Origin of the sequence: Pseudomonas fluorescens (assembly GCF_004683905.1) — a bacterium.
Classification (GTDB): Bacteria; Pseudomonadota; Gammaproteobacteria; order Pseudomonadales; family Pseudomonadaceae; genus Aquipseudomonas; species Aquipseudomonas putida_A.
Genome location: NZ_CP038438.1, coordinates 2,338,937 through 2,365,481 on the forward strand (window position 1 = coordinate 2,338,937; position 26,545 = coordinate 2,365,481).

19 protein-coding genes are annotated in these 26,545 nt (G+C 60.8%); 15 read left to right on the forward strand and 4 right to left on the reverse strand.

The window, feature by feature from the left end; all coding sequences use genetic code 11:
• Positions 1-30: 30 nt before the first annotated feature.
• The 7 genes from E4T63_RS10510 to E4T63_RS10540 all read left to right on the forward strand — a co-directional run bounded on the left by E4T63_RS10510 (position 31) and on the right by E4T63_RS10540 (position 12,008).
• Positions 31-1,758 (forward strand): autotransporter assembly complex protein TamA, encoded by a 1,728-nt coding sequence (locus tag E4T63_RS10510; RefSeq protein ID WP_135295423.1) that lies wholly within the window; start codon positions 31-33, stop codon positions 1,756-1,758.
• Positions 1,755-5,429 carry a translocation/assembly module TamB domain-containing protein gene (locus E4T63_RS10515; RefSeq protein WP_135295424.1) on the forward strand — a complete coding sequence of 1,225 codons (3,675 nt, stop codon included), beginning with the start codon at positions 1,755-1,757 and terminating at the stop codon, positions 5,427-5,429. Before E4T63_RS10510 ends, E4T63_RS10515 begins: the two co-directional genes overlap by 4 nt.
• A 94-nt stretch (positions 5,430-5,523) precedes the next feature.
• Positions 5,524-6,843 carry a DUF308 domain-containing protein gene (locus E4T63_RS10520; RefSeq protein WP_135295425.1) on the forward strand — a complete coding sequence of 440 codons (1,320 nt, stop codon included), beginning with the start codon at positions 5,524-5,526 and terminating at the stop codon, positions 6,841-6,843.
• A 237-nt stretch (positions 6,844-7,080) separates the two neighbouring features.
• Positions 7,081-7,563: a MarR family winged helix-turn-helix transcriptional regulator gene (locus tag E4T63_RS10525; RefSeq protein WP_135295426.1), complete on the forward strand. Its 483-nt coding sequence runs from the start codon at positions 7,081-7,083 to the stop codon at positions 7,561-7,563.
• Positions 7,553-9,022 carry an efflux transporter outer membrane subunit gene (locus tag E4T63_RS10530; protein WP_135295427.1) on the forward strand — a complete coding sequence of 490 codons (1,470 nt, stop codon included), beginning with the start codon at positions 7,553-7,555 and terminating at the stop codon, positions 9,020-9,022. Before E4T63_RS10525 ends, E4T63_RS10530 begins: the two co-directional genes overlap by 11 nt.
• Before the next feature lie 14 nt (positions 9,023-9,036).
• Complete coding sequence (locus tag E4T63_RS10535; protein WP_134785989.1) at positions 9,037-10,239, forward strand: efflux RND transporter periplasmic adaptor subunit; 1,203 nt, start codon at positions 9,037-9,039, stop codon at positions 10,237-10,239.
• A gap of 239 nt (positions 10,240-10,478) precedes the next feature.
• Positions 10,479-12,008, forward strand: coding sequence for a DHA2 family efflux MFS transporter permease subunit (locus E4T63_RS10540; RefSeq protein WP_047597558.1), 1,530 nt, complete (start codon positions 10,479-10,481; stop codon positions 12,006-12,008).
• Between the two features lie 179 nt (positions 12,009-12,187).
• Here E4T63_RS10540 and lpxH read toward each other — a convergent pair whose 3' ends face one another.
• Together lpxH and E4T63_RS10550 are read right to left on the reverse strand one after the other, a co-directional pair.
• A complete protein-coding gene (gene lpxH / locus E4T63_RS10545; RefSeq protein WP_135295428.1) occupies positions 12,188-12,934 on the reverse strand; it encodes a UDP-2,3-diacylglucosamine diphosphatase in 747 nt (248 codons plus the stop codon).
• Positions 12,931-13,437 carry a peptidylprolyl isomerase gene (locus tag E4T63_RS10550; RefSeq protein WP_098968133.1) on the reverse strand — a complete coding sequence of 169 codons (507 nt, stop codon included), beginning with the start codon at positions 13,435-13,437 and terminating at the stop codon, positions 12,931-12,933. Before E4T63_RS10550 ends, lpxH begins: the two co-directional genes overlap by 4 nt.
• Positions 13,438-13,703: 266 nt before the next feature.
• Between E4T63_RS10550 and E4T63_RS10555 the strand changes: the two genes are divergently transcribed.
• The gene (locus tag E4T63_RS10555) at positions 13,704-15,404 is read left to right on the forward strand and encodes a glutamine--tRNA ligase/YqeY domain fusion protein (RefSeq protein ID WP_135295429.1); all 1,701 of its coding nucleotides are present in this window, start codon (positions 13,704-13,706) and stop codon (positions 15,402-15,404) included.
• 22 nt (positions 15,405-15,426) lie between these two features.
• The gene (cysS, locus tag E4T63_RS10560) at positions 15,427-16,809 is read left to right on the forward strand and encodes a cysteine--tRNA ligase (RefSeq protein WP_047291685.1); all 1,383 of its coding nucleotides are present in this window, start codon (positions 15,427-15,429) and stop codon (positions 16,807-16,809) included.
• A gap of 62 nt (positions 16,810-16,871) precedes the next feature.
• Here cysS and uppP read toward each other — a convergent pair whose 3' ends face one another.
• Positions 16,872-17,744, reverse strand: a complete 873-nt coding sequence (gene uppP, locus E4T63_RS10565; protein ID WP_134785993.1) for an undecaprenyl-diphosphatase UppP — start codon at positions 17,742-17,744, stop codon at positions 16,872-16,874.
• A gap of 253 nt (positions 17,745-17,997) precedes the next feature.
• Positions 17,998-19,845, reverse strand: a complete 1,848-nt coding sequence (locus E4T63_RS10570) for a sigma-54-dependent Fis family transcriptional regulator (protein ID WP_135295430.1) — start codon at positions 19,843-19,845, stop codon at positions 17,998-18,000.
• A gap of 369 nt (positions 19,846-20,214) precedes the next feature.
• Between E4T63_RS10570 and E4T63_RS10575 the strand changes: the two genes are divergently transcribed.
• Genes E4T63_RS10575 through E4T63_RS10600 form a run of 6 tightly spaced genes read left to right on the forward strand, consistent with a single transcriptional unit; the run spans position 20,215 to position 26,165 of the window.
• The gene (locus E4T63_RS10575) at positions 20,215-21,309 is read left to right on the forward strand and encodes an ABC transporter ATP-binding protein (protein WP_135295431.1); all 1,095 of its coding nucleotides are present in this window, start codon (positions 20,215-20,217) and stop codon (positions 21,307-21,309) included.
• On the forward strand, positions 21,309-22,418 hold the full coding sequence (locus tag E4T63_RS10580; protein WP_135295432.1) for an ABC transporter ATP-binding protein: 1,110 nt from the start codon (positions 21,309-21,311) through the stop codon (positions 22,416-22,418). The genes E4T63_RS10575 and E4T63_RS10580 overlap by 1 nt, the downstream gene beginning before the upstream one ends.
• A complete protein-coding gene (locus E4T63_RS10585) occupies positions 22,415-23,281 on the forward strand; it encodes a carbohydrate ABC transporter permease (RefSeq protein ID WP_007961995.1) in 867 nt (288 codons plus the stop codon). The genes E4T63_RS10580 and E4T63_RS10585 overlap by 4 nt, the downstream gene beginning before the upstream one ends.
• A 10-nt stretch (positions 23,282-23,291) precedes the next feature.
• Positions 23,292-24,092, forward strand: coding sequence for a carbohydrate ABC transporter permease (locus E4T63_RS10590; protein ID WP_027614646.1), 801 nt, complete (start codon positions 23,292-23,294; stop codon positions 24,090-24,092).
• 10 nt (positions 24,093-24,102) lie between these two features.
• Positions 24,103-24,375, forward strand: a complete 273-nt coding sequence (locus E4T63_RS10595) for a DUF2160 domain-containing protein (protein WP_027614647.1) — start codon at positions 24,103-24,105, stop codon at positions 24,373-24,375.
• Positions 24,376-24,422: 47 nt separating this feature from the next.
• Positions 24,423-26,165: an ABC transporter substrate-binding protein gene (locus E4T63_RS10600; RefSeq protein ID WP_098968138.1), complete on the forward strand. Its 1,743-nt coding sequence runs from the start codon at positions 24,423-24,425 to the stop codon at positions 26,163-26,165.
• Positions 26,166-26,545 lie beyond the last annotated feature (380 nt).

Genomic DNA, 26,545 nt, shown 5'->3' on the forward strand with positions numbered 1-26,545 from the left:
GCTCCCAAGCCCGTGATAGCATCCGCGCCTATGAAGTTTCCAGGAAGATTTACCAGTGGCGTGCTCATGCTGTTAACCAGCTGCGCGGCGCTGGCGCAAAGTGAATTGGACGTGCGGATCAAACCGTCCAACGATGAACTCAAGGCCAATATAGAAGGTTATATCGGCAGCCTTGGCGATCGTGACGAACAAGCCTTGCTGCGCTTCAGTCGCGGGGCCGAGGAGCAGGCGCGCAAAGCCGCGCAGGCCTTGGGTTATTACCAGCCGCAGATCGACAGTGACGTGAAGGGCGGCGAAAAACCGCGCCTGGTGCTGAACATCGATCCCGGCGAACCGATTCGTCTGCGCAACGTCACCATCCGCGTCGATGGGCCTGCCGCCTCCCTCAAATCCTTTCGTGTGCCGAGCAGTGACACGCTCAAGTCCGGCGCCGTGCTCAACCATGGGCGTTATGAAGACGCCAAACGCCTGATCCAGAACCAGGCCTCGCGCTTCGGCTTTTTCAGTGGCCATTTCACCAGCCAGAAACTTTTGGTCGACCCGCGTGCCGGGGTGGCCGACGTTGAATTGATCTACGACAGCGGCCCGCGTTATGCGCTGGGCAAGGTCAGTTTCGAGGGCGACACGCCGTTCGACGAAGACCTGCTGCAACGCATGGTGCCGTTCAAGGCCGGTGATCCCTACGACTCCGAACTGATCGCCGAACTCAACCGCGACCTGCAATCGAGCGGCTATTTCGAAGGCGTGCGCGTCGATGCGGCGCCGACGGCAGCGAAAAACGATGTGATTCCGGTAGACGTCAAACTCGACACCCGCAAGCCACGCACCATGGGCCTGGGTCTCGGTTATTCGACCGACGTCGGCCCACGGATCAAGGCCAACTGGACGCGCCACTGGGTCAACCCGCAGGGCGACAGTTACGGCTGGGAAGCCGAGTTGTCGGCGCCACGGCAGAACGTCGGATTGTTCTATGACATCCCGCTTGACCCGCCGCTGACCGACAAACTGCGCTGGGCCGGTGGTTATCAATACGAAGACATCGACGGCTCCGACACCCTGAGCAAGCTGCTGACGTTTGGCCCGGAATGGCACAGCAAGTTGCCCAGCGGCTGGCAGCGAGTGATCTCGCTGAAATGGCAGCGCGAAGAATATGAACTCGGCGACGACTCCGGCCTGAGTACCTTGCTGATGCCCGGCATCAGTTACTCGTACCTGAAAAGCGACAACCGCATCGACCCGCACAACGGCTATCGCCTGACCTTTGAAAGCAAGGTGGCGAAGGAGGGCCTCGGTTCGGACAACAACCTCTTATATGGCACGGCGTTGATCAAAGGCCTGACCACGGTGTTCGACAACCACCGCTTCCTCGGTCGGGTGCAGGTCGGCGGCAGCGCCACCAATGGTTACAACTCGGTACCGCCGTCCCTGCGTTTCTTCGCCGGTGGCGATCAGAGCGTGCGCGGTTACGACTACCAAAGTCTGTCCCCGGAGAACTCCAAGGGCGACCGTATTGGCGGACGCTACATGGTCGCCAGCAGCGTCGAGTACCAGTATTCGATTGCCGAGAAGTGGCGGGTCGCGACCTTCGTCGACCAGGGCAACTCCTTCAACAAACTCGAACTGCCGAACCTCAAGACCGGGGTCGGTATCGGTGTGCGCTGGGTCTCGCCGGTGGGGCCGATCCGCCTCGACCTGGCCCACGCGCTGGACGACGACGGCGGCATCCGGCTGCACTTTTCCATGGGGCCTGAGCTGTGAAGCGTGGTTTGAAAATATCGGCACTGGCGCTGTTGGCGCTGGTGCTGTTGGTTGTATTGAGCATCAGCGCGGTACTCGGGACGCAGGCCGGCAGCCGTTGGGCGCTGAGCCTGGTGCCGGGTTTGAGCGTGGAGAATTTCCAGGGCCGTCTCGGTGGCCAATGGAGCGCCGATCATCTGCTGTGGCAGCAGGACAGCAGTCGCGTCGAGCTGAACAAGGCAATCTTCGCCTGGTCACCGCTGTGCCTGACCCGCATGACTTTGTGCATCGAACAGCTCAAGGCGGATCAAGTGATCCTGCAATTCCCGCCGAGTGAAGAAACCACTGAAAGCGGCCCGATCAAACTGCCGGATCTGCAACTGCCGGTGGCCATCGAACTCGGCGACGTACAAGTCGGCAGCCTGCTGTTCAACGGCAGCGAGCAGCTCAAGGGCCTGCAACTGGCGGCGCACTGGACCGCCCAGGGCATGCAGATCGACAGCGTGAAACTGCAGCGCGACGACCTCAGCCTGAACCTCTCCGGCCTGCTGCAACCGACCGGCAACTGGCCGCTGAACATCGCCGGTGACCTGAGCCTGCCGTCCCCAGGCACTGGCCCATGGACGCTGGCGTTGAAAGTCGACGGCGATCTGCTGAAAACCCTCAACCTGCACGCCAACAGCCACGGTTACCTCGACGGCCAGTTGAGCGGCGAACTGCAACCGCTGGCGGAAAACCTGCCGGCCAAGGTGCGTATCACCTCTGAGGCATTCAAACCGAGCGCCGATCTGCCGGACACTCTGCAACTCAATCAACTGGTTTTGACCGGTGAAGGTGACCTGAAAAACGGTTATCAGCTCAACGGCAATGCCACGCTGCCCGCCGATAAAGGCCCGGTGGCGCTGCTGCTCAAAGGCAAGGTCGATGCCAGCGGCGCGCAGATCGCCGGCCTCGACCTGACGGCCAACGATAAGCAAAGCCTCAAGCTCACCGGCAGCGTTGACTGGAGCAAGGGCCTCACGGCTCAGGCCAACATCAACTGGCAGGATTTCCCGTGGCATCGGCTGTATAACGAAATCGACGAGCCGCAAGTCGCCTTGCGCACCTTCACCGGCGAAGTCTCCTACACCGACGGTCAGTACCTCGGTAACTTCGCCGCCGACCTCGATGGCCCGGCGGGGGCGTTCAGCCTGAGCAGTCCGTTCAGCGGCAGCCTGAAGCAAATCGCCTTGCCACAGCTGAAGATGGAAGCCGGGCAGGGCAAGGCCGAAGGTCATGTCAACGTGCAGTTCGCCGACGGCATCGCCTGGGACACCGCGCTGGATCTCTCTGCGCTGAACCCGGCGTACTGGGTTGCGGAGTTGCCGGGCACCCTGGCCGGGCCGCTGCGCAGCAAAGGCGAAATGAAGAGCGATCGCCTGAGCCTCAGCGCCGACCTCGACCTCAAAGGCAAATTGCGCGGGCAACCGGCAATCCTCCAGGCCAAGGCCGACGGTGCCGATGAGCAATGGAACCTCAACGCGCTGCAAATCCGCCTCGGCGACAACAGCATCAGCGGCAAGGGCAGCCTGCAACAGAAGCTCACCGGGCAGATCGACATCAAACTGACGCGTCTGGCCCAGCTCTGGCCGCAGTTGCGCGGGCAGGTCACGGGTCAGGTCAACGTTGCCGGTACGCTGAAAGCACCGCAAGGCAAGCTCGGCCTGCAAGGTTCGCAACTGGCGTTCCAGGACAATCGCCTGCAAAGCCTCAACCTCGACGCCACGCTCGACAGTGCGCAACGGGCGAAGATCGATCTCAAAGGCAGTGGCATTCAGGCCGGCGATACCAATCTTGGCGTATTGACCGCCAGCGCTCAGGGCGACATCAAGAGTCAGAAACTCAACCTCGACCTGCTCGGGCCGAAGTTGAAACTGGCCCTCGGCCTTGATGGCAATCTGGACAAGGGTAACTGGCGCGGTCGTTTGGCCAGCGGCGATATTCAGGCCGGCGGCCAGGACTGGAAACTGCAGAGCCCGGCCAAACTCGAACGCCTCGCCGACGGCAAGATCAACTTCGGCGCGCATTGCTGGATGTCCGGTAATGCCAGTCTGTGCGGTGAAGATCAGCGCCTGCTGCCGGAGCCGAAACTGCGTTACCACCTCAAGCAGTTCCCGATTGAAAGCCTCGCACAATGGCTACCGAAAGACTTCGCCTGGCAGGGCAAGCTCAACGCCGACCTGCAACTGGACCTGCCAGCCAGCGGCCCCAACGGCGTGGTCAGCGTCGACGCCAGCGGCGGCACCTTGCGCATGAAGGAAAAGGATCAGTGGCTGGACTTCCCGTACCAGACCCTGAAGCTCACCAGCAAACTCACACCGAAGCGCGTGGACACCGAACTCAACTTCGTCGGCGGCAAGCTCGGCGAATTGATGGTGCAGGCACAGCTCAATCCGCTGCCGAAAAACAAACCGCTGAGCGGTTCTTTCCGTCTCAGCGGGCTGGACCTGTCGGTGGCGCGGCCGTTTGTGCCGATGGTCGAGAAACTGACCGGGCGCCTCAACGGCAGCGGCACGATATCCGGCGGACTGCTGGCGCCGCTGGTCAACGGTACGGTGAAACTCAGTGACGGCGAAGTCTCCGGCGCCGAGCTGCCGACGGAACTCAAGGATCTGCAACTGCAAGCAGTGATTGCCGGTGAGTCGGTACGTCTGGACGGCGGCTGGAACAGCGGCAAGACCGGCCAGGGCAGCCTCAATGGCAACGTCGCGTGGGGGCAGGCGCTGATAGTCGATCTGGCGCTCAAGGGCACGCAATTGCCGGTCACCGTTGAACCGTACGCCAAGCTTGAAGTGGCGCCGGACCTGAAGATTTCCATGGCCGGCGATGAGCTGAAGATTGCCGGCAAGGTACAGGTGCCGCGAGGCGAAATCACCGTGCGTGAACTGCCGCCATCGACGGTAAAGGTTTCCGACGACACGATCATCGTCGGGGCGCAGACCGAAGAGGGTAAACCACCGATGGCGATGAAAATGGACATCGACGTGGTGGTCGGCGAAGACAAACTGAGCTTCGCCGGGTTCGGCCTGACCGCCAACCTGCAAGGTCACGTGCACATCGGCGACAACATGGACACCCGTGGCGAGCTGTGGCTCAACGACGGCCGTTACCGCGCCTATGGCCAGCGCCTGAACGTGCGTCGTGCGCGGCTGCTGTTTGCCGGCCCGATCGATCAGCCGTATCTGGACATCGAAGCGATCCGCCAGACCGACGACGTGATCGCCGGTATCCGCCTGAGCGGCAGCGCCGAGCAACCGACCACGCAAATTTTCTCTGAACCGGCGATGAGTCAGGAGCAGGCGTTGTCGTATCTGGTGCTCGGGCGACCGTTGAGCACCAACGGCGAAGACAACAACATGCTCGCGCAAGCGGCGTTGGGCCTGGGCTTGATGGGCAGTTCCGGGGTCACCAGCGGCCTGGCCAAAGACCTGGGGATTCAGGACTTCCAGCTCGACACCCAAGGCAGCGGCAACACCACCAGCGTGGTCGCCAGCGGTAATATTTCCGAGAAGCTCAGCTTGCGTTATGGCGTCGGCGTGTTCGAGCCAGCCAACACCATCGCGCTGCGCTACAAGCTGAGCAAGAAGGTATATGTCGAAGCCGCCAGCGGTGTCGCCAGTTCGCTGGATATCTTCTACAAGCGCGATTTCTGAGAACGTGGCCAATAGCCGGGTCGTGACGCTGCGATCCGGTTTTTCCAGGATGTATTAGACTCACCGAACCCTCAAAACCTTGCCGGTTGCGCCTATGGTCCGCTTGAGTATGGTCTTGCTCGGTAATGACTTTGTCCGTAACCGTTGGTCGACGCTGGCGCTGACCGGCATTGTCTGGGGCGCGGCCGGGGTGGCGATCTTCATCGATGCACTGGACGGCGTGCTGTATTTTCCGCTGCATGTCTTTGGCTATCTGCTGTTACTCGAGGCCCTGATTATCCTGCTGGTGCCAGCACCGCAGACCGGCACCGCCGCCGCTTTGCGCAAGGCGCGCGGTCTGGCGTTCCTGCTGCTTGGGCTGCTGATCGTCGACCGGCAACATGTCGCCAGCCTGATTCTGGCAGTGCTGTTCGGTGTGGCGTTTCTGCTCGATGGCGGCTTTCGGCTGGCGGCTGCGGTGGTGGTGCGCTTTGTCGGTTGGCGATTGTCGCTGCTCACCGGATTGTTCGAAATCACCTTTGGCCTGTTCATCCTCGAACCGTATCCGACGTTGTATAAGGGCACGGTGCCTTTCTGCATTGGCATGAGCATCTTTCTTTCGGGCTGCGCGTTGTTGCGCCAGTCACTGCGCTTCAAACACCAGCCACCGTTGGCGAGTCCGGCCTCGGTCGGTGGGCCGGCCCCCAGCACAGCGCTGGTGATCCATGTCTGGACCCCCAGCGGCACCGTCGATGACACTCTGGTGCGCAACCGTCTGCTCAACCGCTATATCGCAGCGGTCGACATCAACGGCGTGATCTCCGCCGGCCACGCGGCACTGGAATGTGGCCCGGACATTTACATCAGCCATTACCCGCTGGATGACATCGATCGTTCGGCGGGGGATTTCGTACGCTTGCTGCGGGCGACGCCGAACAACGATGTCGCCGGGCGGTTTCTGCCGGACTATGCGGGTGAGGTGGCGGACTGGTGTCCGTCTTCGGTTCAGGTCAGTTTTGCTCACTATGACGCCCGGCGGTTGCAGGCGTTCTGGGCTGAGTATCGACAGAACAGCACATACAACCTCACCAGCCGCAACTGCTCGAGTGCCGTCGCCCACAGCCTCGAAGCAGCCCTTGAAGGGGCGATGAATCGCGGGCATTCGAGCATGCTCGATTTCGCCAGAGTGATACTCAGCCCCGAGTTCTGGGTGGCGGCGCAGGTGCGTAAACGCGCCGAAGTGATGGCCTGGACGCCCGGTCTGGTGCTCGATTATGCACGGGCGTTGCATGCCGCCATCGAGCCGGCACCGCCGGGCTGGCACAGCATGTATGCGGTGATCAAACGCGCTTGCGGTTATGCGCTGACGGCCTTGCGCGGGCGCGAAGTGCATCCCCTCCAGCCGCCGGCTGTGCATCCTTCCGACAAATCCTGACCGACGTTACACCGAGTCGCTGCCTTCGCGAGCAAGCTCGCTCCCACATTGATCCATGTATGCATGAGATCCCTGTGGGAGCGAGCTTGCTCGCGAAAGCGTCAGTGCGGGCAACACAAAAACCCACTCCACTGGTCAACTAATTACAAAGCAACCTAACTATTACGTTGACATTCGCTGCCTAGGCAGTAACATCTCGACATACATTCACTGCCTAGGCAGTTATTAGGTGAGCACATGAAGCATTTCACCCCGGACGAATTCAAACATTGCCATCTCGGCCTGTTGCTCGGCCGTGCCGCGCTGCTCAAGGACCGGATCATCGATACCCACATGGAACCCCACGGCATCACAGCCGCGCAATTCAAGGTGTTGATCATCATTGCCCAGTTCGGCGTCGACACCCCGGCCGAGCTGTGCCGGCATTTGTCGCTGGACAGCGGTTCGATGACACGCATGCTCGATCGTCTGGAGCAGAAAGGTTTCCTGGCTCGCCAACGCAGCGAAGGCGATCGCCGTCAGGTGCAACTCAAGCTCACCGAGCAGGGCCAGCAACTGGCCGATCGCCTGCCGCACATCGGCGCCGATGCGATGAATGAACTGGCCGGTGCCGTCACTACGGACGAGTTGAAAACCCTGGAATACATCCTCAAGAAAATCCTGCTGGCAGCCGGTGACCCGATCACTATCCAGCGGTTAGGTGAACACAATGAGCGGTAAAACCTTGCGCACCAGCCTGACCCTGGTGCTGTCGGCGATGATCCTCGCCGGCTGCGCCAACTACAGCGGCCTCGACACACAGGGCAAAAACCTCGACGCGAAAAGCCTCAACGCCAGCCAGTCCCTCAACGGCGTGACCCTGTCGCCGGCGGCATGGCCGAAGAGCGACTGGTGGACCAGCCTTGGCGATCCGCAACTCGACGGGCTGATCCGCGAAGCCCTGCACGACAGCCCGGACATGCAGATCGCCGAAGCCCGCGCGCATCAGGCCAGCGCCGCCGCGTATGCCGCCGATGCCGAACGCTATCCGACCCTCGATGCCAGCGCCGGCATCAGCCGTTCGCGCTTGGCCAAGGATCAGGACCCGCGAGGGCAGGGCGATGCCTACGCGACCGTGCGTAACGTCAGCGCCGGTTTCAATTACAACTTCGACCTGTGGGGCGGCCAGCGTGATGCCTGGGAAGCTGCACTCGGTCAGGCTCGCGCTGCCGAAGTCGACCGTCAGGCCGCGCAATTGACCCTCGCCGCCGACGTGGCCCGGGCCTACAGCGATTTGGGTCAGGCGCACATCGTCTACGACCTGGCCAACGACGATCTGAAACGCACCAAACAGATGCTTGATCTGAGCCAGCGCCGCTTGAGTGCCGGGATCGACAGCCAGTACCAGTTCCAGCAAACCCAAAGCCTTGAGGCCAGTTCCGAAGCCAGCCTGATCGACGCTGAAAAACGTCTGAACAGCGCGAAAATCGCCCTGGCCGTACTGCTCGGTAAAGGCCCGGATCGCGGCAACGAAATTGCTCGACCGAAAGTTCTGCAAGCCAGCGCCGTGGCGGTGCCGTCGGTATTGCCGGCGGAACTGCTCGGCCGGCGTCCGGATCTGGTCGCTGCGCGCTGGCGCGTTGAGGCCGCGAGCAAGGACATCGACTCGGCGAAAACCCGCTTCTATCCCAACTTGAACCTCACGGCTTCGGCCGGTGCCGAATCCTTGTTGGGTGACGCGATGTTCGGGTCGGCCAGTCGTTTCTTCAGCATCGCCCCGACCATTTCGGTGCCGATCTTCGACGGCGGGCGCCTGCGCGCCAACCTCGATGCGCGCGACGCCGATTACGATCTGGCGGTGGCGCAGTACAACAAAAGTCTGGTGAAAGCCCTCGGTGATGTCAGCGATACGATCAATCAGTTGCGTGACATCGGCCGGCAGATCGGCGCGCAGCAACACGCCACCGAGATTGCTCAGGATTCTTACAACACCGTCGTCCAGCGTTACGGTTCCGGCATCGGCAACTACCTGGACGTGCTCAGCATCGAGCAGCAATTGCTGCAGGCCCAGCGTCAGCTGGCCAATCTCAATGCCGAGCAGATCGACCTGTCGATTCAACTGATGCAAGCGCTGGGCGGCGGCTTTCAGGGTGAAACCCTGACCGCAGCCAACGCCACCCCAGCCACGTCGCACAACTAATTCAGGTATTTGTCATGGCCACTGCCGAAAACACTCAAACTCAAGACAACACCCCCGACACCGGTAATCCACGCAAACGCAAATTCATGCTGCTGGTGCTGGCCGTCGTGGTCCTGCTCGCCGGGGCCGGCGTCTGGGCGTATCACGAATTCATCGGGCGCTTCAACGAAAGCACCGACGACGCCTACGTCAACGGCAACGTCGTGGAGATCACCCCGCTGGTCACTGGCACCGTGGTCAGCATTGGCGCTGACGATGGTGATCTGGTTCACGAAGGTCAGGTGCTGATCAACTTTGACCCGAACGACGCCGAAGTCGGCCTGCAAAGTGCCCAGGCGAAACTGGCGCGCACTGTACGTCAGGTGCGCGGCCTGTACAGCAACGTCGATGGCATGAAAGCCCAGGTCAACGCGCAACAGGCTGAGGTGCAGAAGGCTCAGGACAATTACAACCGCCGGAAAAACCTCGCTGCTGGCGGGGCGATTTCCCAGGAAGAACTGTCCCACGCCCGCGACGACCTGACCTCGGCGCAAAACGCCCTGGCCAACGCCAAGCAGCAACTGAAAACCACCAGCGCGCTGGTCGATGACACCGTGGTTTCGTCGCACCCGGACGTGATGTCCGCCGCTGCCGATCTGCGTCAGGCGTACCTGACCAACGCCCGTAGCACCCTGATCGCGCCAGTCACCGGTTACGTCGCCAAGCGCACCGTGCAACTCGGTCAGCGCGTACAGCCGGGCACCGCGCTGATGGCGGTGATTCCGCTGGATCAACTGTGGATCGATGCCAACTTCAAGGAAACCCAATTGCGTGACATGCGCATCGGCCAACCGGTGGACATCGAGTCCGACATCTACGGCAGCAGCGTGAAATACAGCGGCACCGTCGACAGCCTCGGCGCCGGTACCGGCAGCGCGTTCGCCCTGTTGCCGGCGCAGAACGCCACCGGTAACTGGATCAAGATCGTGCAGCGCGTGCCGGTGCGGATTCACATCAACGCCGAAGAACTGGCCAAGCACCCGCTGCGGGTCGGCCTGTCGACCAACGTAGAAGTGAACCTGCACGACCAGAGCGGCCCGGTACTGGCCCAGCAACCACCGCAAAAGGCCTCGTTCAGCACCAACGTCTACGACCGCCAACTGGCCGAAGCCGACGCGATGATTGCGCAACTGATTCACGACAACAGCGCTGCGGTGAGCAAGACCGCGCAACGCTGAATCTTCCCCCTGTGGGAACAGGTTCTCAAGGTGATGAGATTTACTGTGGTGAGGGGATTTATCCCCGATGGACTGCGCAGCAGACCCAGCTTTTCTGAATCAAAGGAGGGGCCGCTTCGCGACCCATCGGGGATAAACCCCCTCACCACAGATGAACTTCCTCATCACAAGGGCCTGTTCCTTATGGGCAACTGCTTCTTTAACAGACGCAGCGTCAACCCGGTTTCATAGGATTCACAATGAGCAATAACGCCTCTTTCACGCCGCCCAGCCTGTTGCTCAGCACCATCGGCCTGTCGCTGGCGACGTTCATGCAAGTGCTCGACACCACCATCGCCAACGTGGCGCTGCCGACCATCTCCGGCAACCTCGGGGTGAGTTCGGAGCAGGGCACCTGGGTGATCACCTCGTTTGCCGTGAGCAACGCCATCGCGCTGCCGCTGACCGGTTGGCTCAGTCGGCGTTTCGGCGAGGTGAAGCTGTTTCTCTGGGCCACCATTCTGTTCGTGCTGGCCTCGTTCCTCTGCGGTATCTCCACCTCAATGCCGGAATTGATAGGCTTCCGCGTGCTGCAAGGCCTGGTGGCCGGGCCGCTGTACCCGATGACGCAAACCCTGTTGATTGCCGTGTATCCCCCCGCGAGGCGCGGCATGGCCCTGGCGTTGCTGGCGATGGTCACAGTGGTCGCACCGATTGCAGGTCCGATTCTTGGTGGCTGGATCACTGACAGCTACAGCTGGCCGTGGATCTTCTTCATCAACGTACCGATCGGCATCTTTGCGGTGATGGTGGTGCGCTCGCAACTGGCCAAGCGCCCGGTGGAAACCAGTCGCCAACCGATGGACTACGTCGGGCTGATCACGTTGATCATCGGCGTCGGCGCGTTGCAGGTGATCCTCGACAAGGGCAATGACCTGGACTGGTTCGAGTCGAACTTCATCATCATCGGCGCGGCGATTTCGGTGATCGCGCTGGCGGTGTTCGTCATCTGGGAAATGACCGACCAGCATCCGGTGGTCAACCTGCGCCTGTTCGCTTACCGCAACTTCCGCATCGGCACGCTGGTGCTGGTCCTTGGATACGCCGGTTTCTTCGGCATCAACCTGATCCTGCCGCAGTGGCTGCAAACCCAGATGGGTTACACCGCGACCTGGGCCGGTCTGGCGGTGGCGCCGATCGGGATTCTGCCGGTGTTGCTGTCGCCGTTTGTCGGCAAGTACGCGAACAAGTTCGACCTGCGCCTGCTGGCCGGTCTGGCGTTCCTCGCGATTGGCCTGAGCTGCTTCATGCGCGCCGAGTTCACCAACGAGGTGGACTTCCAGCACATCGCCCTGGTGCAGCTGTTCATGGGGATCGGCGTGGCGCTGTTCTTCATGCCGACCCTGAGCATCCTGATGTCTGACCTGCCACCGAGCCAGATCGCCGACGGCGCAGGCCTGGCAACCTTCCTGCGCACCCTGGGCGGCAGCTTTGCGGCATCGTTGACCACATGGATCTGGATCCGCCGCGCCGATCAGCATCATGCGTACATGAGCGAAAGCATCAGTACCTTCGAGCCGGCGACCCGCGAGACCTTGAACCATTTAGGCGGCGCGAGCCAATCGGCGTACGCGCAGATGGATCAGATCCTCACCAGCCAGGCGTACATGCTCTCCACCGTGGATTACTTCACGTTGTTGGGCTGGGGCTTCATGGGGCTGATTCTGATTGTGTGGCTGGCGAAGCCGCCGTTTGCGGCGAAGGCCGGGCCTGCTGCTTCAGGACACTAAGGTCAAAAGCCCCTCACCCTAACCCTCTCCCGGAGGGAGAGGGGACTGACTGAGGGTTTCTTTCGAGGTCCGCCGACCTGAGCCACCGAGTTGAACTCAGGTTTTGAATAGCATGAAGATCGGCTCCCTTTCCCCCTCGCCCCCCTGGGGGAGAGGGCTGGGGTGAGGGGGGGCGATCTTCAGCCGTGCGGCAGGGCCGGCGGCGGAGCAAAGTCGAACGGTGCCAGGGCATACCCGTTCTCATCCACCTGCAACGCCCAGCCCTGACGATCCCAGTCCCCCAGCACAATCCGCTTAGCTGCCTGCTCGCCGAGTTGCAGCTTGTGGATCGCCGGACGATGGGTATGCCCGTGAATCAGGGTTTTCACCGCGTATTGCTGCATGATCCGCGGAATTTCCTCAGGTGTGACATCAACAATGTCATTGGCCTTCATCCGCGTCTGCGCGCGGCTTTCGCTGCGCAGCTTGCGCGCCAGTTTGTGGCGGGTGCTCAGCGGCAGGTGGCGCAGGATGAACAGGGTGATCGGGTTACGCAGGTAGCGGCGCAGCTTCATGTAGGCTTCGTCGCGGGTGCACAGGCTGTCGCCGTGCATCAGCAGCACCGGCTCGCCGTAAAACTGCACGACACTCGGGTCCTTCAACAGGGTGCAGCCGGCTGCTTTGCAGAAGGCCTTGCCGAGCAGGAAGTCGCGATTGCCGTGCATCAGAAAGATCGCCGTGCCGCTGTCGCTCAACTGGCGCAGGGCCTGGCAGATGGAACGCTGGAAGGGCGTCATGGCGTCGTCGCCAATCCATGCCTCGAAAAAGTCGCCAAGGATATACAACGCACTCGCCGAGCGGGCGCGTCCGGCGAGCAAATCCAGAAACGCCCGGGTAATGTCCGGGCGCTCCTCTTCCAGATGCAAGTCTGAAATCAGCAATATCACGCTTCGATGATCTCGGCTTTCTCGATGATCACGTCGTCTTTCGGCACGTCCTGGTGACCGGCCTTGGAAGTGGTGGCAACGGCTTCGATCTTGTCGACGACATCGGTGCCGGCAACGACTTTACCGAACACGGCGTAACCCCAGCCCTGAGCGGTCTTGGCAGTGTGGTTGAGGAAGCTGTTGTTGGTGGCGTTGATAAAGAACTGCGCCGAGGCCGAATGTGGATCCATGGTGCGGGCCATGGCCAGGGTGTACTTCTCGTTCTTCAGGCCGTTGTCGGCTTCGTTCTGGATGCTGGCGCGCTTGTCTTTCTTTTCCTGCATGCCAGGCTGGAAACCGCCGCCCTGGATCATGAAACCCTTGATCACACGGTGAAAGACTACGTTTTCGTAGTGACCGGCCTTAACGTATTCAAGGAAGTTGGCAACGGTGATCGGCGCTTTTTCAGCGTCCAGTTCGATGACGATGTCGCCGTAGTTGGTGGTCAGTTTGACTTGAGTCATGATCGGTGCTCTTTTTCAATGAAGCGTTTTATAAGGAATTCGTGGTTTTCGGACACTGCGTCCCGAAACCGGTTCAGCCTGCTTCGGCCAAGGTGCGCAGTTTAGCGTGACAGGCGCGAATTTCGAGGCTGTTTTTCATATCCCGGCGATTAAATGCGCTCCTTTATAGGCCACGCTCTGTCAGCCCCTTGACAGCATCGGCTATGATAGCGGCTTTGTTTTGTCTGGCCCCCTTTGCGGCCGCGCACATGTAAGTCAAGGATCCTATGAGCAAGCCCACTGTCGACCCTACCTCGAATGCCAAGTCCGGCCCTGCCGTGCCGGTCAATTTCCTGCGGCCGATCATCCAGGCAGACCTGGACTCGGGCAAGCACACCCAGATCGTCACCCGTTTTCCGCCTGAGCCCAACGGCTACCTGCACATCGGCCACGCCAAGTCGATCTGCGTGAACTTCGGCCTGGCCCAGGAGTTCGGCGGCGTCACGCACCTGCGTTTCGACGACACCAACCCGGCCAAGGAAGACCAGGAATACATCGACGCGATTGAAAGCGACGTCAAATGGCTGGGCTTCGAGTGGTCCGGCGAAGTGCGCTACGCCTCGCAGTATTTCGACCAGTTGCACGACTGGGCGGTGGAGCTGATCAAGGCCGGCAAGGCCTACGTCGACGACCTGACCCCGGAGCAGGCCAAGGAATACCGTGGCAGCCTGACTGAGCCTGGCAAGAACAGCCCGTTCCGCGACCGTTCGGTGGAAGAGAACCTCGACTGGTTTGCGCGCATGCGCGCCGGTGAGTTCCCGGACGGTGCCCGCGTGCTGCGCGCGAAGATCGACATGGCCTCGCCGAACATGAACCTGCGCGATCCGATCATGTACCGCATCCGCCACGCCCATCACCATCAGACCGGTGACAAGTGGTGCATCTACCCGAACTATGACTTCACCCACGGTCAGTCGGACGCCATCGAAGGCATCACCCACTCGATCTGCACCCTGGAATTCGAAAGCCATCGTCCGCTGTACGAGTGGTTCCTGGACAACCTGCCGGTGCCGGCCAACCCGCGTCAGTACGAGTTCAGCCGCCTGAACCTGAACTACACCATCACCAGCAAGCGCAAGCTCAAGCAACTGGTCGATGAAAAGCACGTCAATGGCTGGGACGACCCGCGCATGTCGACGCTGTCCGGCTTTCGTCGCCGTGGCTACACGCCGGCGTCGATCCGCAACTTCTGCGACATGATCGGCACCAACCGTTCCGATGGCGTGGTCGATTTCGGCATGCTCGAGTTCAGCATCCGTCAGGATCTGGACGCAAACGCGCCGCGCGCCATGTGCGTGCTGCGTCCGTTGAAAGTGGTGATCACCAACTACCCGGAAGGTCAGGTCGAGAACCTCGAACTGCCGCGTCATCCGCAGAAAGAAGAACTCGGCGTGCGCCAGCTGCCGTTCGCCCGTGAAATCTACATCGACCGCGATGACTTCATGGAAGAACCGCCAAAGGGCTACAAGCGCCTGGAGCCGAACGGCGAAGTGCGTCTGCGTGGCAGCTACGTGATCCGTGCCGACGAAGCGATCAAGGACGCCGACGGCAACATCGTCGAGCTGCGTTGCTCGTACGACCCGGACACCCTGGGCAAGAACCCTGAAGGCCGCAAGGTCAAAGGCGTGATCCACTGGGTGCCGGCGGCTGCCAGCATCGAGTGCGAAGTGCGTCTGTACGATCGCCTGTTCCGTTCTCCGAATCCGGAGAAGGCCGAAGACAGCGCGAGTTTCCTCGACAACATCAACCCTGACTCACTGCAAGTGCTGACCGGTTGTCGTGCTGAGCCATCGCTTGGCAATGCACAGCCGGAAGACCGTTTCCAGTTCGAGCGCGAAGGCTACTTCGTCGCCGACATCAAGGACTCGAAACCAGGTCAGCCGGTATTCAACCGTACCGTGACCCTGCGTGATTCGTGGGGCCAGTGATTTAGCGTCAAGGAAATATAAAGTGCTGACGATCTACAACACGCTCACCAAGAGCAAAGAAGTCTTCAAGCCGCTGGATGGCAACAAGGTGCGCATGTACGTGTGCGGCATGACCGTGTACGACTACTGCCACCTCGGCCACGGCCGCAGCATGGTCGCGTTCGACCTGGTGACCCGCTGGTTGCGCTTCAGCGGTTACGACCTGACCTACGTGCGCAACATCACCGACATCGACGACAAGATCATCAATCGTGCCCGCGAGAACGGTGAGTCGTTCGAAGCGCTGACCGAGCGCATGATCGCGGCGATGCACGAAGACGAAGCGCGCCTGAACATCAAGAAGCCGGACATGGAACCGCGCGCCACGGATCACATTCCGGGCATGCACGCGATGATCCAGACCCTGATCGACAAGGGCTTCGCTTACGCCCCGGGCAATGGCGACGTGTACTACCGCGTCGCCAAGTTCATGGGCTACGGCAAGCTGTCGCGCAAGAAGATCGAAGACCTGCGCATCGGTGCGCGCATCGAAGTCGACGAGTCGAAAGAAGATCCGCTGGACTTCGTCCTGTGGAAAGCCGCCAAGCCGGGCGAGCCGAGCTGGGAATCGCCGTGGGGCGCCGGGCGTCCGGGCTGGCACATCGAGTGCTCGGTGATGTCTACCTGCTGCCTCGGTGAGACCTTCGACATCCATGGCGGCGGCAGCGACCTCGAGTTCCCGCACCATGAAAACGAAATCGCCCAGAGCGAAGCGGCCACCGGCAAGACCTACGCCAACGCGTGGATGCATTGCGGCATGATCCGTATCAATGGCGAGAAGATGTCCAAGTCCTTGAACAACTTCTTCACCATTCGCGATGTGCTCGACAAGTACCACCCGGAAGTCGTGCGTTACCTGCTGGTGTCGAGCCACTACCGCAGCGCGATCAACTATTCGGAAGACAACCTCAAGGACGCCAAGGGCGCTCTCGAGCGTTTCTACCACGCGTTGAAAGGCCTGCCGAGCGTGGCCCCGGCCGGCGGCGAAGCCTTCGTCGAGCGTTTCACCACGGTGATGAACGACGACTTCGGCACGCCGGAAGCCTGCGCGGTGCTGTTCGAGATGGTGCGTGAGATCAACCGCCTGCGCGAGAGCGATCTCGATGCAGCGGCAGGTCTGGCGGCACGTCTGAAAGAACTGGCGAGCGTGCTGGGCGTGTTGCAGCTGGAAGCGGATGACTTCCTGCAAGCGGGCGCCGAAGGGCGTGTCGATGCCGCTGAAGTCGACGCGCTGATTGCTGCACGTCTGGCGGCACGCGCCGGCAAGGACTGGGCCGAATCCGACCGCATCCGCGACCAGCTCACCGCCATGGGCGTGGTGCTGGAAGACGGCAAGGGCGGCACGACCTGGCGTCTGGCTGACTGATTGCTTGATCCGCTTTAAAACAAAACCCGCCGAGTGCGGGTTTTGTTTTTTCTGGCGGGGCCTTAGCTCAAGGCGCCGGTGCTGACCGCGACGATCAGGAAAATCCCCAGCACCGCACGGTAGATGACGAATGGCCAGGTGGAGAACTTCTCCAGAAAACGCATCAGGCCCCAGATCGCGAAGAACGCCGAGATGCTGGCGATCACCAGACCAAAAATCAGGTGCCCCCAAACGGCAGCGGGAAGGTCGGCATGGAACAACACCCACAACTCTTTCAAACCGGCGAGGGCGATGGCCGGCAGCCCGAGCAGGAATGAAAACCGCGCCGCTTCTTCACGCTTGAAGTTGAGAAACAGCGCTGCCGTCAGTGTCGAGCCGGAGCGCGACACCCCAGGAATCAGCGCGCCAATCTGTGCGATGCCGACGATCAGCGCGTCGCGCAGACGCATTTCGTCCACGCTGCGCCGATGGCGGCAGGTGAGTTCGGCAGCCGCCAGCAGCACCGCCATGACCACGCAGGAAATCCCGATCACCATCAGGCCGCGAAGGGGCGAGTTGCAGGCGTTGAGTGTCGATGACAAAGCTATACCGGCGATGCCGATGGGGATGGTCGCCAGCACGATGGCCACCGCGAGGATGAACCAGCGATTGTTGAAATCCCGTTGGCGCACCGCATCGACGCTGCCGCCGACCACTTGGCGGACATCGCGCCAGAAATAACTGACCACCGCCGCCAGTGCGGCCAGTTGCATCGCTGCGGAAAACGCCGAGCCGGGATCCGGCCAGCCGAGCAGGGCCGGGACGATGCGCATATGCGCGGTGGAGGAAACGGGCAGCAACTCGGTGATGCCTTGAATGATGCCGAGGAAGCCGATCTGCAGGTAGTCCAGCGAAGCGAAGCCGATATCGAGGCCGGTGGAACAGATGTTGGTCAAAGCACGTGTCCTGTAAGGATCAGGAGGAGGGAGGTGTGTGGATCAATGGCGGGGCAAAAAACTGAAACATTTCGTCACAGTCTAGTCGGTTCGGTCAATGAGGGCGGATTGATAGTTGTGGGGTGACTGGGCTGGCGCCTTCGCGAGCAAGCCCGCTCCCACATTGGATTTTTGTCATGTCTGATTTTTGTGTACGACACGGATCCCCTGTGGGAGCGGGCTTGCTCGCGAAGAGGCCGGTTCAGCCACCCTGTCACTCAGCCTGGCGCAAGCGCTTGTAAAGGGTATTGCGACTAACCCCCAACCGCCGCGCCAGATGCGAAATATTGCCCCCGGCTGCTTTCAACTCCCGGTTCAACGCCTCCACATCATTCAGATCCAGCCCCAGCGGCTGCACGCTCTCCACCGGCTCCATCTCCAGATCGACAAAAAAGTCATCCGGCAAATGCTCCGGCCGCACCGGCTGTTCCTCGGCCATCGCCAGCGCCACCTGCATCACGCTGCTGACCTGACGCAGATTACCCGGCCACGGGTGCCGCTCGAACAGCTCCAGCACTTCGCGGCTGAGCCCGGCCCATTGCGTCGGTTCGCGATGCTGCTCCCACAGGCGTTTGAACAGCGCCTCTTTATCACTGCGCTCTCTGAGCGGCGGCAGTTCCAGTGTCAAACCGCCAATTCGGTAGTACAAGTCCTCACGAAATCGGCCCAATTGCACTTGCTCGCGTAAAGAGCGGTTGGTCGCCGAGATGATCCGCAAGTCCACCGCGAACAACTCGCTGCTGCCCACCGGTTGCACGCAGCGCTCCTGCAACACCCGCAACAACCGCGCCTGAGTCGGCAACGGCATGTCGCCGATTTCGTCGAGGAACAGGGTGCCTTTGTCGGCTTTGCGGATCAGGCCGATGCTGCCTTTCTGGTTGGCGCCGGTGAACGCGCCTTTTTCATAGCCGAACAGTTCTGATTCCACCAGTTCGGCGGGGATCGCCGCGCAGTTGACGGCGATAAATGCCTGTTTGCTTCTCGAGCTGGCCTGATGCAGGGCTTTGACGAAGACTTCCTTGCCGACTCCGGTTTCGCCGTGGATCAGCAGCGGAATGTCTTTCTCCAGCAGGCGTTCGGCCTGACGCACGGCTTTTTCCACCCGGCTGTCACCGAAGTGCAGGGTGCTGAGGCTGATGGCGCCCGCGGGTTTGAGCGACGTTTCGGCGCTTTTCGGTTCAGCAAATACCCGAGGCTGAACCGCTGCCTGTTGCGGCCGCTTCAACAAACACTGAAAACGGTTGCGCCCGGAGGTCTGCAGGGCGAATGGCAAGCCGTCGGGCTGATTCAGCAGCTCCAGCAGCGACACGTTGAACAGGCTCTCGACACTGACCCGCGACAGGCGCACGCCGAGCAGATTGTCCGCCCGGCGATTGGCCGACAGCACCTGCCCGCTCTCATCGAAAATCAGCAAACCCGCCCACTGACTGTCGAGGTTGTTCAACCCGGTGTTGAAGGTCAGTTGAAAGTGCTGGCCGTGGAACAGGTTGAGGATCAGCCGGTTCTCCACGGTCTGGCTCATCATCTTGACCATGCCCAGGGTGTGCGAGGGCGGCAGATAGCTGTCGCTGGACACGTCGAGTACGGCGATAACCTTGCGCTCGGCATCGAAAATCGGCGCGGCGGAACCGGTCATGAAACGGTTGGCTTTGAGAAAGTGTTCATCGTGCTCGATGTGTACCGCTTGCTCGCAGGCCAGCGCGGTGCCGATCGCATTGGTGCCACTGCAGCGCTCCATCCAGCTCGCCCCGGCGCTAAACCCTCGGGCCAGGTTCGGCTCGATAAAGCGCTGAGTGCCCCACGAGGTCAGCACCTGACCCTGATGGTCGGCGAGCATGATCAGGCAATTGGAGTTGCTGAGGATGTTCTCGTAATACGGCAGCACTTCCTGATGGGTGGTTTGCACCAGCGCGTGGTGACGGTCGAGCAGCTGGGCGATGCCGGCGGCGGGCAATTGATCGAAGGCCGGGGCGCTCTGGTGGTCAAGGCCGAAGGCGCGGCAACGTTGCCAGGAGGTCTGGACAATCGCGTCGTGGGACAGCGGCGGGGCAGGTGCGGCCATGGTGGTGGGCCTCTGAAGGGCATTTTATTGTTGTTATGGCACTGCTTTCAAAACCAACACAGATCAAAACTGTGGGAGCGGGCTTGCTCGCGAAAGCGGTATATCAGACACATTTACATCGACTGACACACCGCATTCGCGAGCAAGCTCGCTCCCACAGGATCTCCGGTGTTCACCGAAATGAGTTCATAGAGTGTTGTTCACTATTGTTCATTGTCAATCGCCCAGCTGTTCAAATGTGTTCAGCAATGAACGCCTGATCCCCGCGTTTTCAGCCCTTTTCACGACAAATCAACCACTTGCCATTTCTGGCACGAATGTCGCTCTGCTGCACAGGTCGCTTGACTCCAATAATAAAAAGGCCGAGCCATGTCACTCACCCTGGAGCACGTCAGCCGCACCGTCGAGGGCCAGACCTGGATCGACGATGCCTGCCTGAAATTCGAACCCGGATCTTTCAACGTTCTGCTCGGCCGCACGCTGTCCGGCAAGACCAGCCTGATGCGCCTGATGGCAGGCCTGGACAAGCCCGACAGCGGCCGGATCCTGATGAACGGCGTCGACGTCACCCAGCGCCCGGTGCGCCTGCGCAACGTGTCGATGGTTTATCAGCAGTTCATCAATTACCCGAGCATGACCGTGTTCGAGAACATCGCCTCGCCGCTGCGTCAGGCCGGTGTTTCCAAAGAAATAATCCATAGCAAAGTGCTGGAAACCGCGAAGATGCTGCGCATCGAGAAGTTCCTGCAGCGCTATCCGCTGGAGCTGTCCGGCGGCCAGCAGCAGCGCACGGCGATGGCCCGGGCGTTGGTCAAGGACGCCGAGTTGATCCTGTTCGACGAGCCGCTGGTCAACCTTGATTACAAGCTGCGCGAAGAACTGCGCCAGGAAATGCGCGAGCTGTTCAAGCTGCGCCACACCATTGCGATCTACGCCACCACCGAACCCAACGAAGCCTTGGCGCTGGGCGGCACCACGACGATTCTGCACGAGGGCCGGGTGATCCAGAGCGGCCCATCGACCTCGGTCTACCACCAGCCGCAAACCGTGCTGGCGGCGGAGTTGTTCTCCGAGCCGCCGATCAACCTGATGCCCGGGCGCATCGCCGGCAACGAAGTCAGCTTCGCCAATTTCGTGCACTTCCCGTTGAACGTCGACCTGCGCCCGGTGGGTGAGGGCGAGTTCCGCTTTGGCGTGCGCCCCAGCCATATCTCGCTGGTGCCGAGCAACGATGACGATCTGGAGCTGGCGGTTACCGTCGAAGTGGCGGAGATCAGCGGCTCGGAAACCTTCCTGCACGTGCGCAACGAGCATTTCCTGCTGGTGCTGCACCTGCCGGGGGTTCACGAATACGACGTCGATGCGCCGATCCGCATCTACATCCCGACCCACAAACTGTTCGTGTTCGATGCGCAGGGCCGTCTGGTGCAGGCACCGGGTCAACGTGTCGCGAGGGTTGCCTGATGGCCGAAATCCGTTTGCAGCACCTCGCCCACAGCTACAGCAAGCAGCCGAGCGGGCCTGACGATTACGCGATCCGCGAGATGGATCACATTTGGGAGCAGGGCGGCGCGTATGCCTTGCTAGGCCCTTCGGGTTGCGGCAAGTCGACCTTGCTCAACATCATTTCCGGCCTGCTCAGCCCCTCGCAAGGGCATGTGCTGTTCGATGGCAAAGCGGTCAACGACCTGACCCCGGAGAAGCGTAACATCGCTCAGGTGTTCCAGTTCCCGGTGGTCTACGACACCATGAGCGTGTTCGACAACCTTGCCTTCCCCCTGCGCAATCAGGGCATGGCCGAGGCGAAAGTGCTCAGCAAGGTGCAGGAAATCGCCGAAGTCCTCGACCTGCAAAACCTGCTGAGCAAGAAGGCGCGCAACCTCACCGCCGACGAAAAACAGAAAGTCTCCATGGGCCGTGGCCTGGTGCGCGACGACGTTTCCGCAATCCTGTTCGACGAGCCGCTAACGGTGATCGACCCGCACCTGAAGTGGAAACTGCGGCGCAAGCTCAAGCAGATCCACGAGCAGTTCAACATCACCATGGTCTACGTCACCCACGATCAACTGGAGGCCTCGACCTTCGCCGACAAGATCGCAGTGATGTACGGCGGACAGATCGTGCAGTTCGGCACGCCCCGGGAATTGTTCGAGCGGCCGACTCACACCTTTGTCGGCTACTTCATCGGCAGCCCGGGGATGAACCTGATCGAGGTGCAGCCGCAGCCGGGCGGGGTCGGTTTCGCCTCGACGCACTTGCCGTTGTCCGACGCCTTGCAACGGCATATCGAACACGGTCAGTGGAAAAATCTGAAGGTCGGCATCCGCCCCGAATTCATTCACGTCTGGGACGAGCCGTTTGACGAGGCGATGCAGGCGCGGGTGGTTCACGTCGAAGACCTCGGCACCTACAAGATCCTCACCCTCGACCTCGATGGCGCGCCGCTGAAGGTGCGTCTGGCCGAAGACAAACCGGTGCCGCAGGGCACGGCGTATATCAGTTTTCCGGCGCAGTGGCTGATGGTCTATGCCGATGAGTTTCTGCTCGAAGCCGACGACGAGGTGCAGCCATGAACAAGGTGCAGAACAACAAGGCCTGGTGGCTGGTGTTGCCGGTATTTCTGCTGGTGGCGTTCAGCGCGGTGATCCCGATGATGACCGTGGTCAACTACTCGGTACAGGACATCTTCGACCAGTCCAGCCGCTACTTTGTCGGCGCCGACTGGTACAAGCAGGTGCTGCTCGACCCGCGTCTGCATGACTCGCTGCTGCGCCAATTCATCTACTCGGCCTGCGTGCTGCTGATCGAAATTCCGTTGGGTATCGCCGTCGCCCTGACCATGCCGACCAAGGGCCGCTGGTCGTCGGTGGTGCTGATCATCCTGGCGATTCCGCTGCTGATTCCGTGGAACGTAGTTGGCACCATCTGGCAGATCTTCGGTCGCGCCGACATCGGTCTGCTCGGCTCGAGCCTGAATGCACTGGGTATCAGCTACAACTACGCGGCCAACACCATGGACGCCTGGGTCACGGTGCTGGTGATGGACGTCTGGCACTGGACTTCGCTGGTGGCGCTGCTGTGTTTTTCCGGGTTGCGGGCGATTCCCGACGTGTATTACCAGGCGGCGCGAATCGACCGCGCCTCGGCGTGGGCAGTGTTCCGCCATATTCAGTTACCGAAGTTGAAAAGCGTGCTGCTGATCGCGGTGATGCTGCGTTTCATGGACAGTTTCATGATCTACACCGAGCCGTTTGTGCTCACCGGTGGCGGGCCGGGCAATGCCACGACCTTCCTCAGTCAGACGCTGACGCAGATGGCGGTCGGCCAATTCGATCTGGGGCCGGCGGCGGCGTTTTCGCTGGTGTACTTCCTGATCATCCTGCTGGTTTCGTGGCTGTTCTACACCGCCATGACCCATTCCGACGCCAACCGCTGAGGGCCCGGCCATGAGCAAGAGAAAGCTGATTCCGCTGCTGGTGTACATCCTGTTTCTGCTGGTGCCGATCTACTGGCTGCTGAACATGTCGTTCAAGAGCAACACGGAAATTCTCGGCGGGTTGACCCTGTTCCCCCAGGATTTCACCTGGCACAACTACAAGGTGATTTTCACCGATCCGAGCTGGTACACCGGTTATCTCAATTCGCTGTATTACGTCAGCCTGAACACGGTGATCTCGCTGAGTGTGGCGCTGCCGGCGGCCTATGCGTTTTCGCGCTATCGCTTCCTCGGCGACAAGCACCTGTTCTTCTGGCTGCTGACCAACCGCATGGCGCCACCGGCGGTGTTTCTGTTGCCGTTCTTCCAGCTGTATTCGTCGATCGGGCTGTTCGACACGCACATCGCCGTGGCGCTAGCGCACTGCCTGTTCAACGTGCCGCTGGCGGTGTGGATTCTTGAAGGCTTCATGTCCGGGGTGCCCAAGGAAATCGACGAAACCGCGTACATCGACGGCTACAGCTTTCCCAAGTTCTTCGTGAAGATTTTCATCCCGCTGATCGGCTCGGGCATCGGCGTCACGGCGTTCTTCTGCTTCATGTTTTCCTGGGTCGAACTGCTGCTGGCGCGCACGCTGACTTCGGTCAACGCCAAGCCGATTGCCGCGGTGATGACGCGCACGGTGTCGGCTTCGGGCATCGACTGGGGCGTGCTGGCGGCGGCGGGGGTGCTGACCATCCTGCCGGGCATGCTGGTGATCTGGTTTGTTCGCAACCACGTGGCCAAGGGCTTTGCCCTCGGTCGGGTCTGAGGAACGCATGATGGAATGGATGAGCTGGACCACCCCCACGGCGGGGTTCTTTATTGCCATCGGCCTGCTGCTGGTGGGCATGACCACTTGGGAATTGCGCTCGCCAAGCATCCTGCGACGCGGTTTTCTGCCGATTGCCACCACCCGTGGCGATCGCTTGTTCATCGGTCTTCTCGGCAGCGCCTACCTGCATCTGCTGGTAATCGGCGTCACCGACTGGAGCATCTGGGTGGCGTCCGCGCTGTCTCTGGTGTGGCTGTTGGTTGTGATGCGCTGGGGCTAGTCGAGTCGCTCGGCAATCGTGCTCCGTAACTCAAACTGGAGGTCTCTATGTTCGACAAAAACAATAAGCTGCGACATAGCATTTCATTGGCAGCCTTGCTGGCACTCAGCGGTTTGAGCGCATCTGCCTGGGCCGATGCCTACGAAGACGCTGCGAAAAAATGGATCGGCAGTGAATTCAAGCCGTCGACCCTGACGGCCGATCAGCAACTCGAAGAATTGAAGTGGTTCATCAAGGCCGCCGAGCCGTTTCGCGGCATGGAAATCAAAGTGGTTTCCGAGACCCTGACCACCCACGAATACGAGTCCAAGGTGCTGGCCAAGGCGTTCACCGAAATCACCGGGATCAAGCTCACCCACGACCTGCTGCAAGAAGGCGATGTGGTGGAAAAAATGCAGACGGTGATGCAGTCGGACAAGAACATCTACGACGGCTGGGTCAACGACTCGGACCTGATCGGTACGCACTTTCGCTACGGCAAGACCGAATCGATCACCGACCTGATGGCCAACGAAGGCAAGAACTTCACCTCGCCGACCCTCGACATCAAGGACTTCATCGGCATCTCGTTCACTACCGCGCCGGACGGCAAGATCTATCAACTGCCCGACCAACAGTTCGCCAACCTGTACTGGTTCCGCGCCGACTGGTTCGAACGCGCCGATCTGAAAGCCAAGTTCAAGGAAAAGTACGGCTACGAATTGGGCGTGCCGGTGAACTGGTCGGCCTATGAAGACATCGCCAAATTCTTCAGCGAAGACGTCAAGGAGATCGACGGCAAACGCGTCTACGGACACATGGACTACGGTAAGAAAGACCCGTCGCTGGGCTGGCGTTTCACCGATGCCTGGTTTTCCATGGCCGGTGGCGGCGACAAGGGCCTGCCCAACGGCTTGCCGGTGGACGAGTGGGGCATTCGCGTCGAGGACTGCCACCCGGTCGGCTCCAGCGTGACCCGCGGCGGCGACACCAACGGCCCGGCGGCGGTGTTCGCGACGCAGAAATACGTCGACTGGCTCAAGGCCTACGCGCCACCGGAAGCGGCGGGCATGACCTTCTCCGAGTCCGGCCCGGTGCCGTCGCAAGGCAACATCGCCCAGCAGATCTTCTGGTACACCGCGTTCACCGCCGACATGACCAAACCGGGCCTGCCGGTGGTCAACGCCGACGGCACGCCGAAATGGCGCATGGCGCCGTCGCCGCGCGGGCCGTATTGGGAAGAGGGCATGAAGCTCGGGTATCAGGACGTGGGTTCGTGGACATTCATGAAATCCACCCCTGAGAAACAGAAGTTGGCGGCGTGGCTGTACGCGCAGTTCGTCACTTCGAAAACCGTGTCGCTGAAGAAAACCATCGTCGGCCTGACGCCGATCCGCGAGTCGGACATCAACTCGCAGGCGATGACCGATCTGGCGCCGAAACTCGGTGGCCTGGTCGAGTTCTACCGCAGCCCGGCCCGCGTGCAATGGACCCCGACCGGCACCAACGTGCCGGACTATCCGCGCCTGGCGCAATTGTGGTGGAGCCACATCGCCGAAGCGGCCAGCGGCGAGAAGACTCCGCAACAGGCGCTGGACGGCCTGGCCAAGGATCAGGACGCAATCATGACCCGCCTCGAACGCTCCAAGGCGCAAGCAGTATGCGCCCCGAAAATGAACCCGGAACGCGACGCGCAATACTGGTTCGACCAACCGGGCGCACCAAAACCAAAACTGGCCAACGAGAAGCCGCAGGGCGAGACCGTGAGCTACAACGAACTGCTGAAATCGTGGGCGGATGCGCGTAAGTGATGGTTGATGTGTGAAAAGCAAAACGGCACCGTGAGGTGCCGTTTTTTTTGTTGCCTGATCTACCGCTTTCGCGAGCAAGCCACGCTCCCACAGGGTTCTGTGTTGCTTACAAATTCAGTGTGCACCCGAAACCACTGTGGGAGCTTGCCTGCAAGCGATTGCTTTCTGACATTCAACATGGATATCGCCTGATCCGACGCTTTCGCGAGCAAGCTCGCTCCCACAGGTTTTGGCGGTGTCCACACATTTTGTGAATGACTACTGTCCCTGTGGGAGCGAGCTTGCTCGCGAAGGCTCAGTATCAGGCAGTGCAGATGTTGCAGGATCCACCGCCATCGCGAGCAGGTGAAGGCCTACAGGTTTCAGTGGTGGTCACAAAA

Excerpts from the sequence above, each read along its gene's own strand:
- E4T63_RS10530 (WP_135295427.1), top strand. The coding sequence starts at position 7,553 with ATGAGCGGTAAAACCTTGCGCACCAGCCTGACCCTGGTGCTGTCGGCG.
- E4T63_RS10595 (WP_027614647.1), top strand. The coding sequence starts at position 24,103 with ATGGAATGGATGAGCTGGACCACCCCCACGGCGGGGTTCTTTATTGCC.
- E4T63_RS10600 (WP_098968138.1), top strand. The coding sequence starts at position 24,423 with ATGTTCGACAAAAACAATAAGCTGCGACATAGCATTTCATTGGCAGCC.
- E4T63_RS10585 (WP_007961995.1), top strand. The coding sequence starts at position 22,415 with ATGAACAAGGTGCAGAACAACAAGGCCTGGTGGCTGGTGTTGCCGGTA.
- E4T63_RS10555 (WP_135295429.1), top strand. The coding sequence starts at position 13,704 with ATGAGCAAGCCCACTGTCGACCCTACCTCGAATGCCAAGTCCGGCCCT.
- E4T63_RS10525 (WP_135295426.1), top strand. The coding sequence starts at position 7,081 with ATGAAGCATTTCACCCCGGACGAATTCAAACATTGCCATCTCGGCCTG.
- E4T63_RS10510 (WP_135295423.1), top strand. The coding sequence starts at position 31 with ATGAAGTTTCCAGGAAGATTTACCAGTGGCGTGCTCATGCTGTTAACC.
- E4T63_RS10535 (WP_134785989.1), top strand. The coding sequence starts at position 9,037 with ATGGCCACTGCCGAAAACACTCAAACTCAAGACAACACCCCCGACACC.
- E4T63_RS10570 (WP_135295430.1), bottom strand. The coding sequence starts at position 19,845 with ATGGCCGCACCTGCCCCGCCGCTGTCCCACGACGCGATTGTCCAGACC.
- E4T63_RS10580 (WP_135295432.1), top strand. The coding sequence starts at position 21,309 with ATGGCCGAAATCCGTTTGCAGCACCTCGCCCACAGCTACAGCAAGCAG.
- E4T63_RS10520 (WP_135295425.1), top strand. The coding sequence starts at position 5,524 with ATGGTCCGCTTGAGTATGGTCTTGCTCGGTAATGACTTTGTCCGTAAC.
- E4T63_RS10590 (WP_027614646.1), top strand. The coding sequence starts at position 23,292 with ATGAGCAAGAGAAAGCTGATTCCGCTGCTGGTGTACATCCTGTTTCTG.
- E4T63_RS10550 (WP_098968133.1), bottom strand. The coding sequence starts at position 13,437 with ATGACTCAAGTCAAACTGACCACCAACTACGGCGACATCGTCATCGAA.
- E4T63_RS10540 (WP_047597558.1), top strand. The coding sequence starts at position 10,479 with ATGAGCAATAACGCCTCTTTCACGCCGCCCAGCCTGTTGCTCAGCACC.
- E4T63_RS10575 (WP_135295431.1), top strand. The coding sequence starts at position 20,215 with ATGTCACTCACCCTGGAGCACGTCAGCCGCACCGTCGAGGGCCAGACC.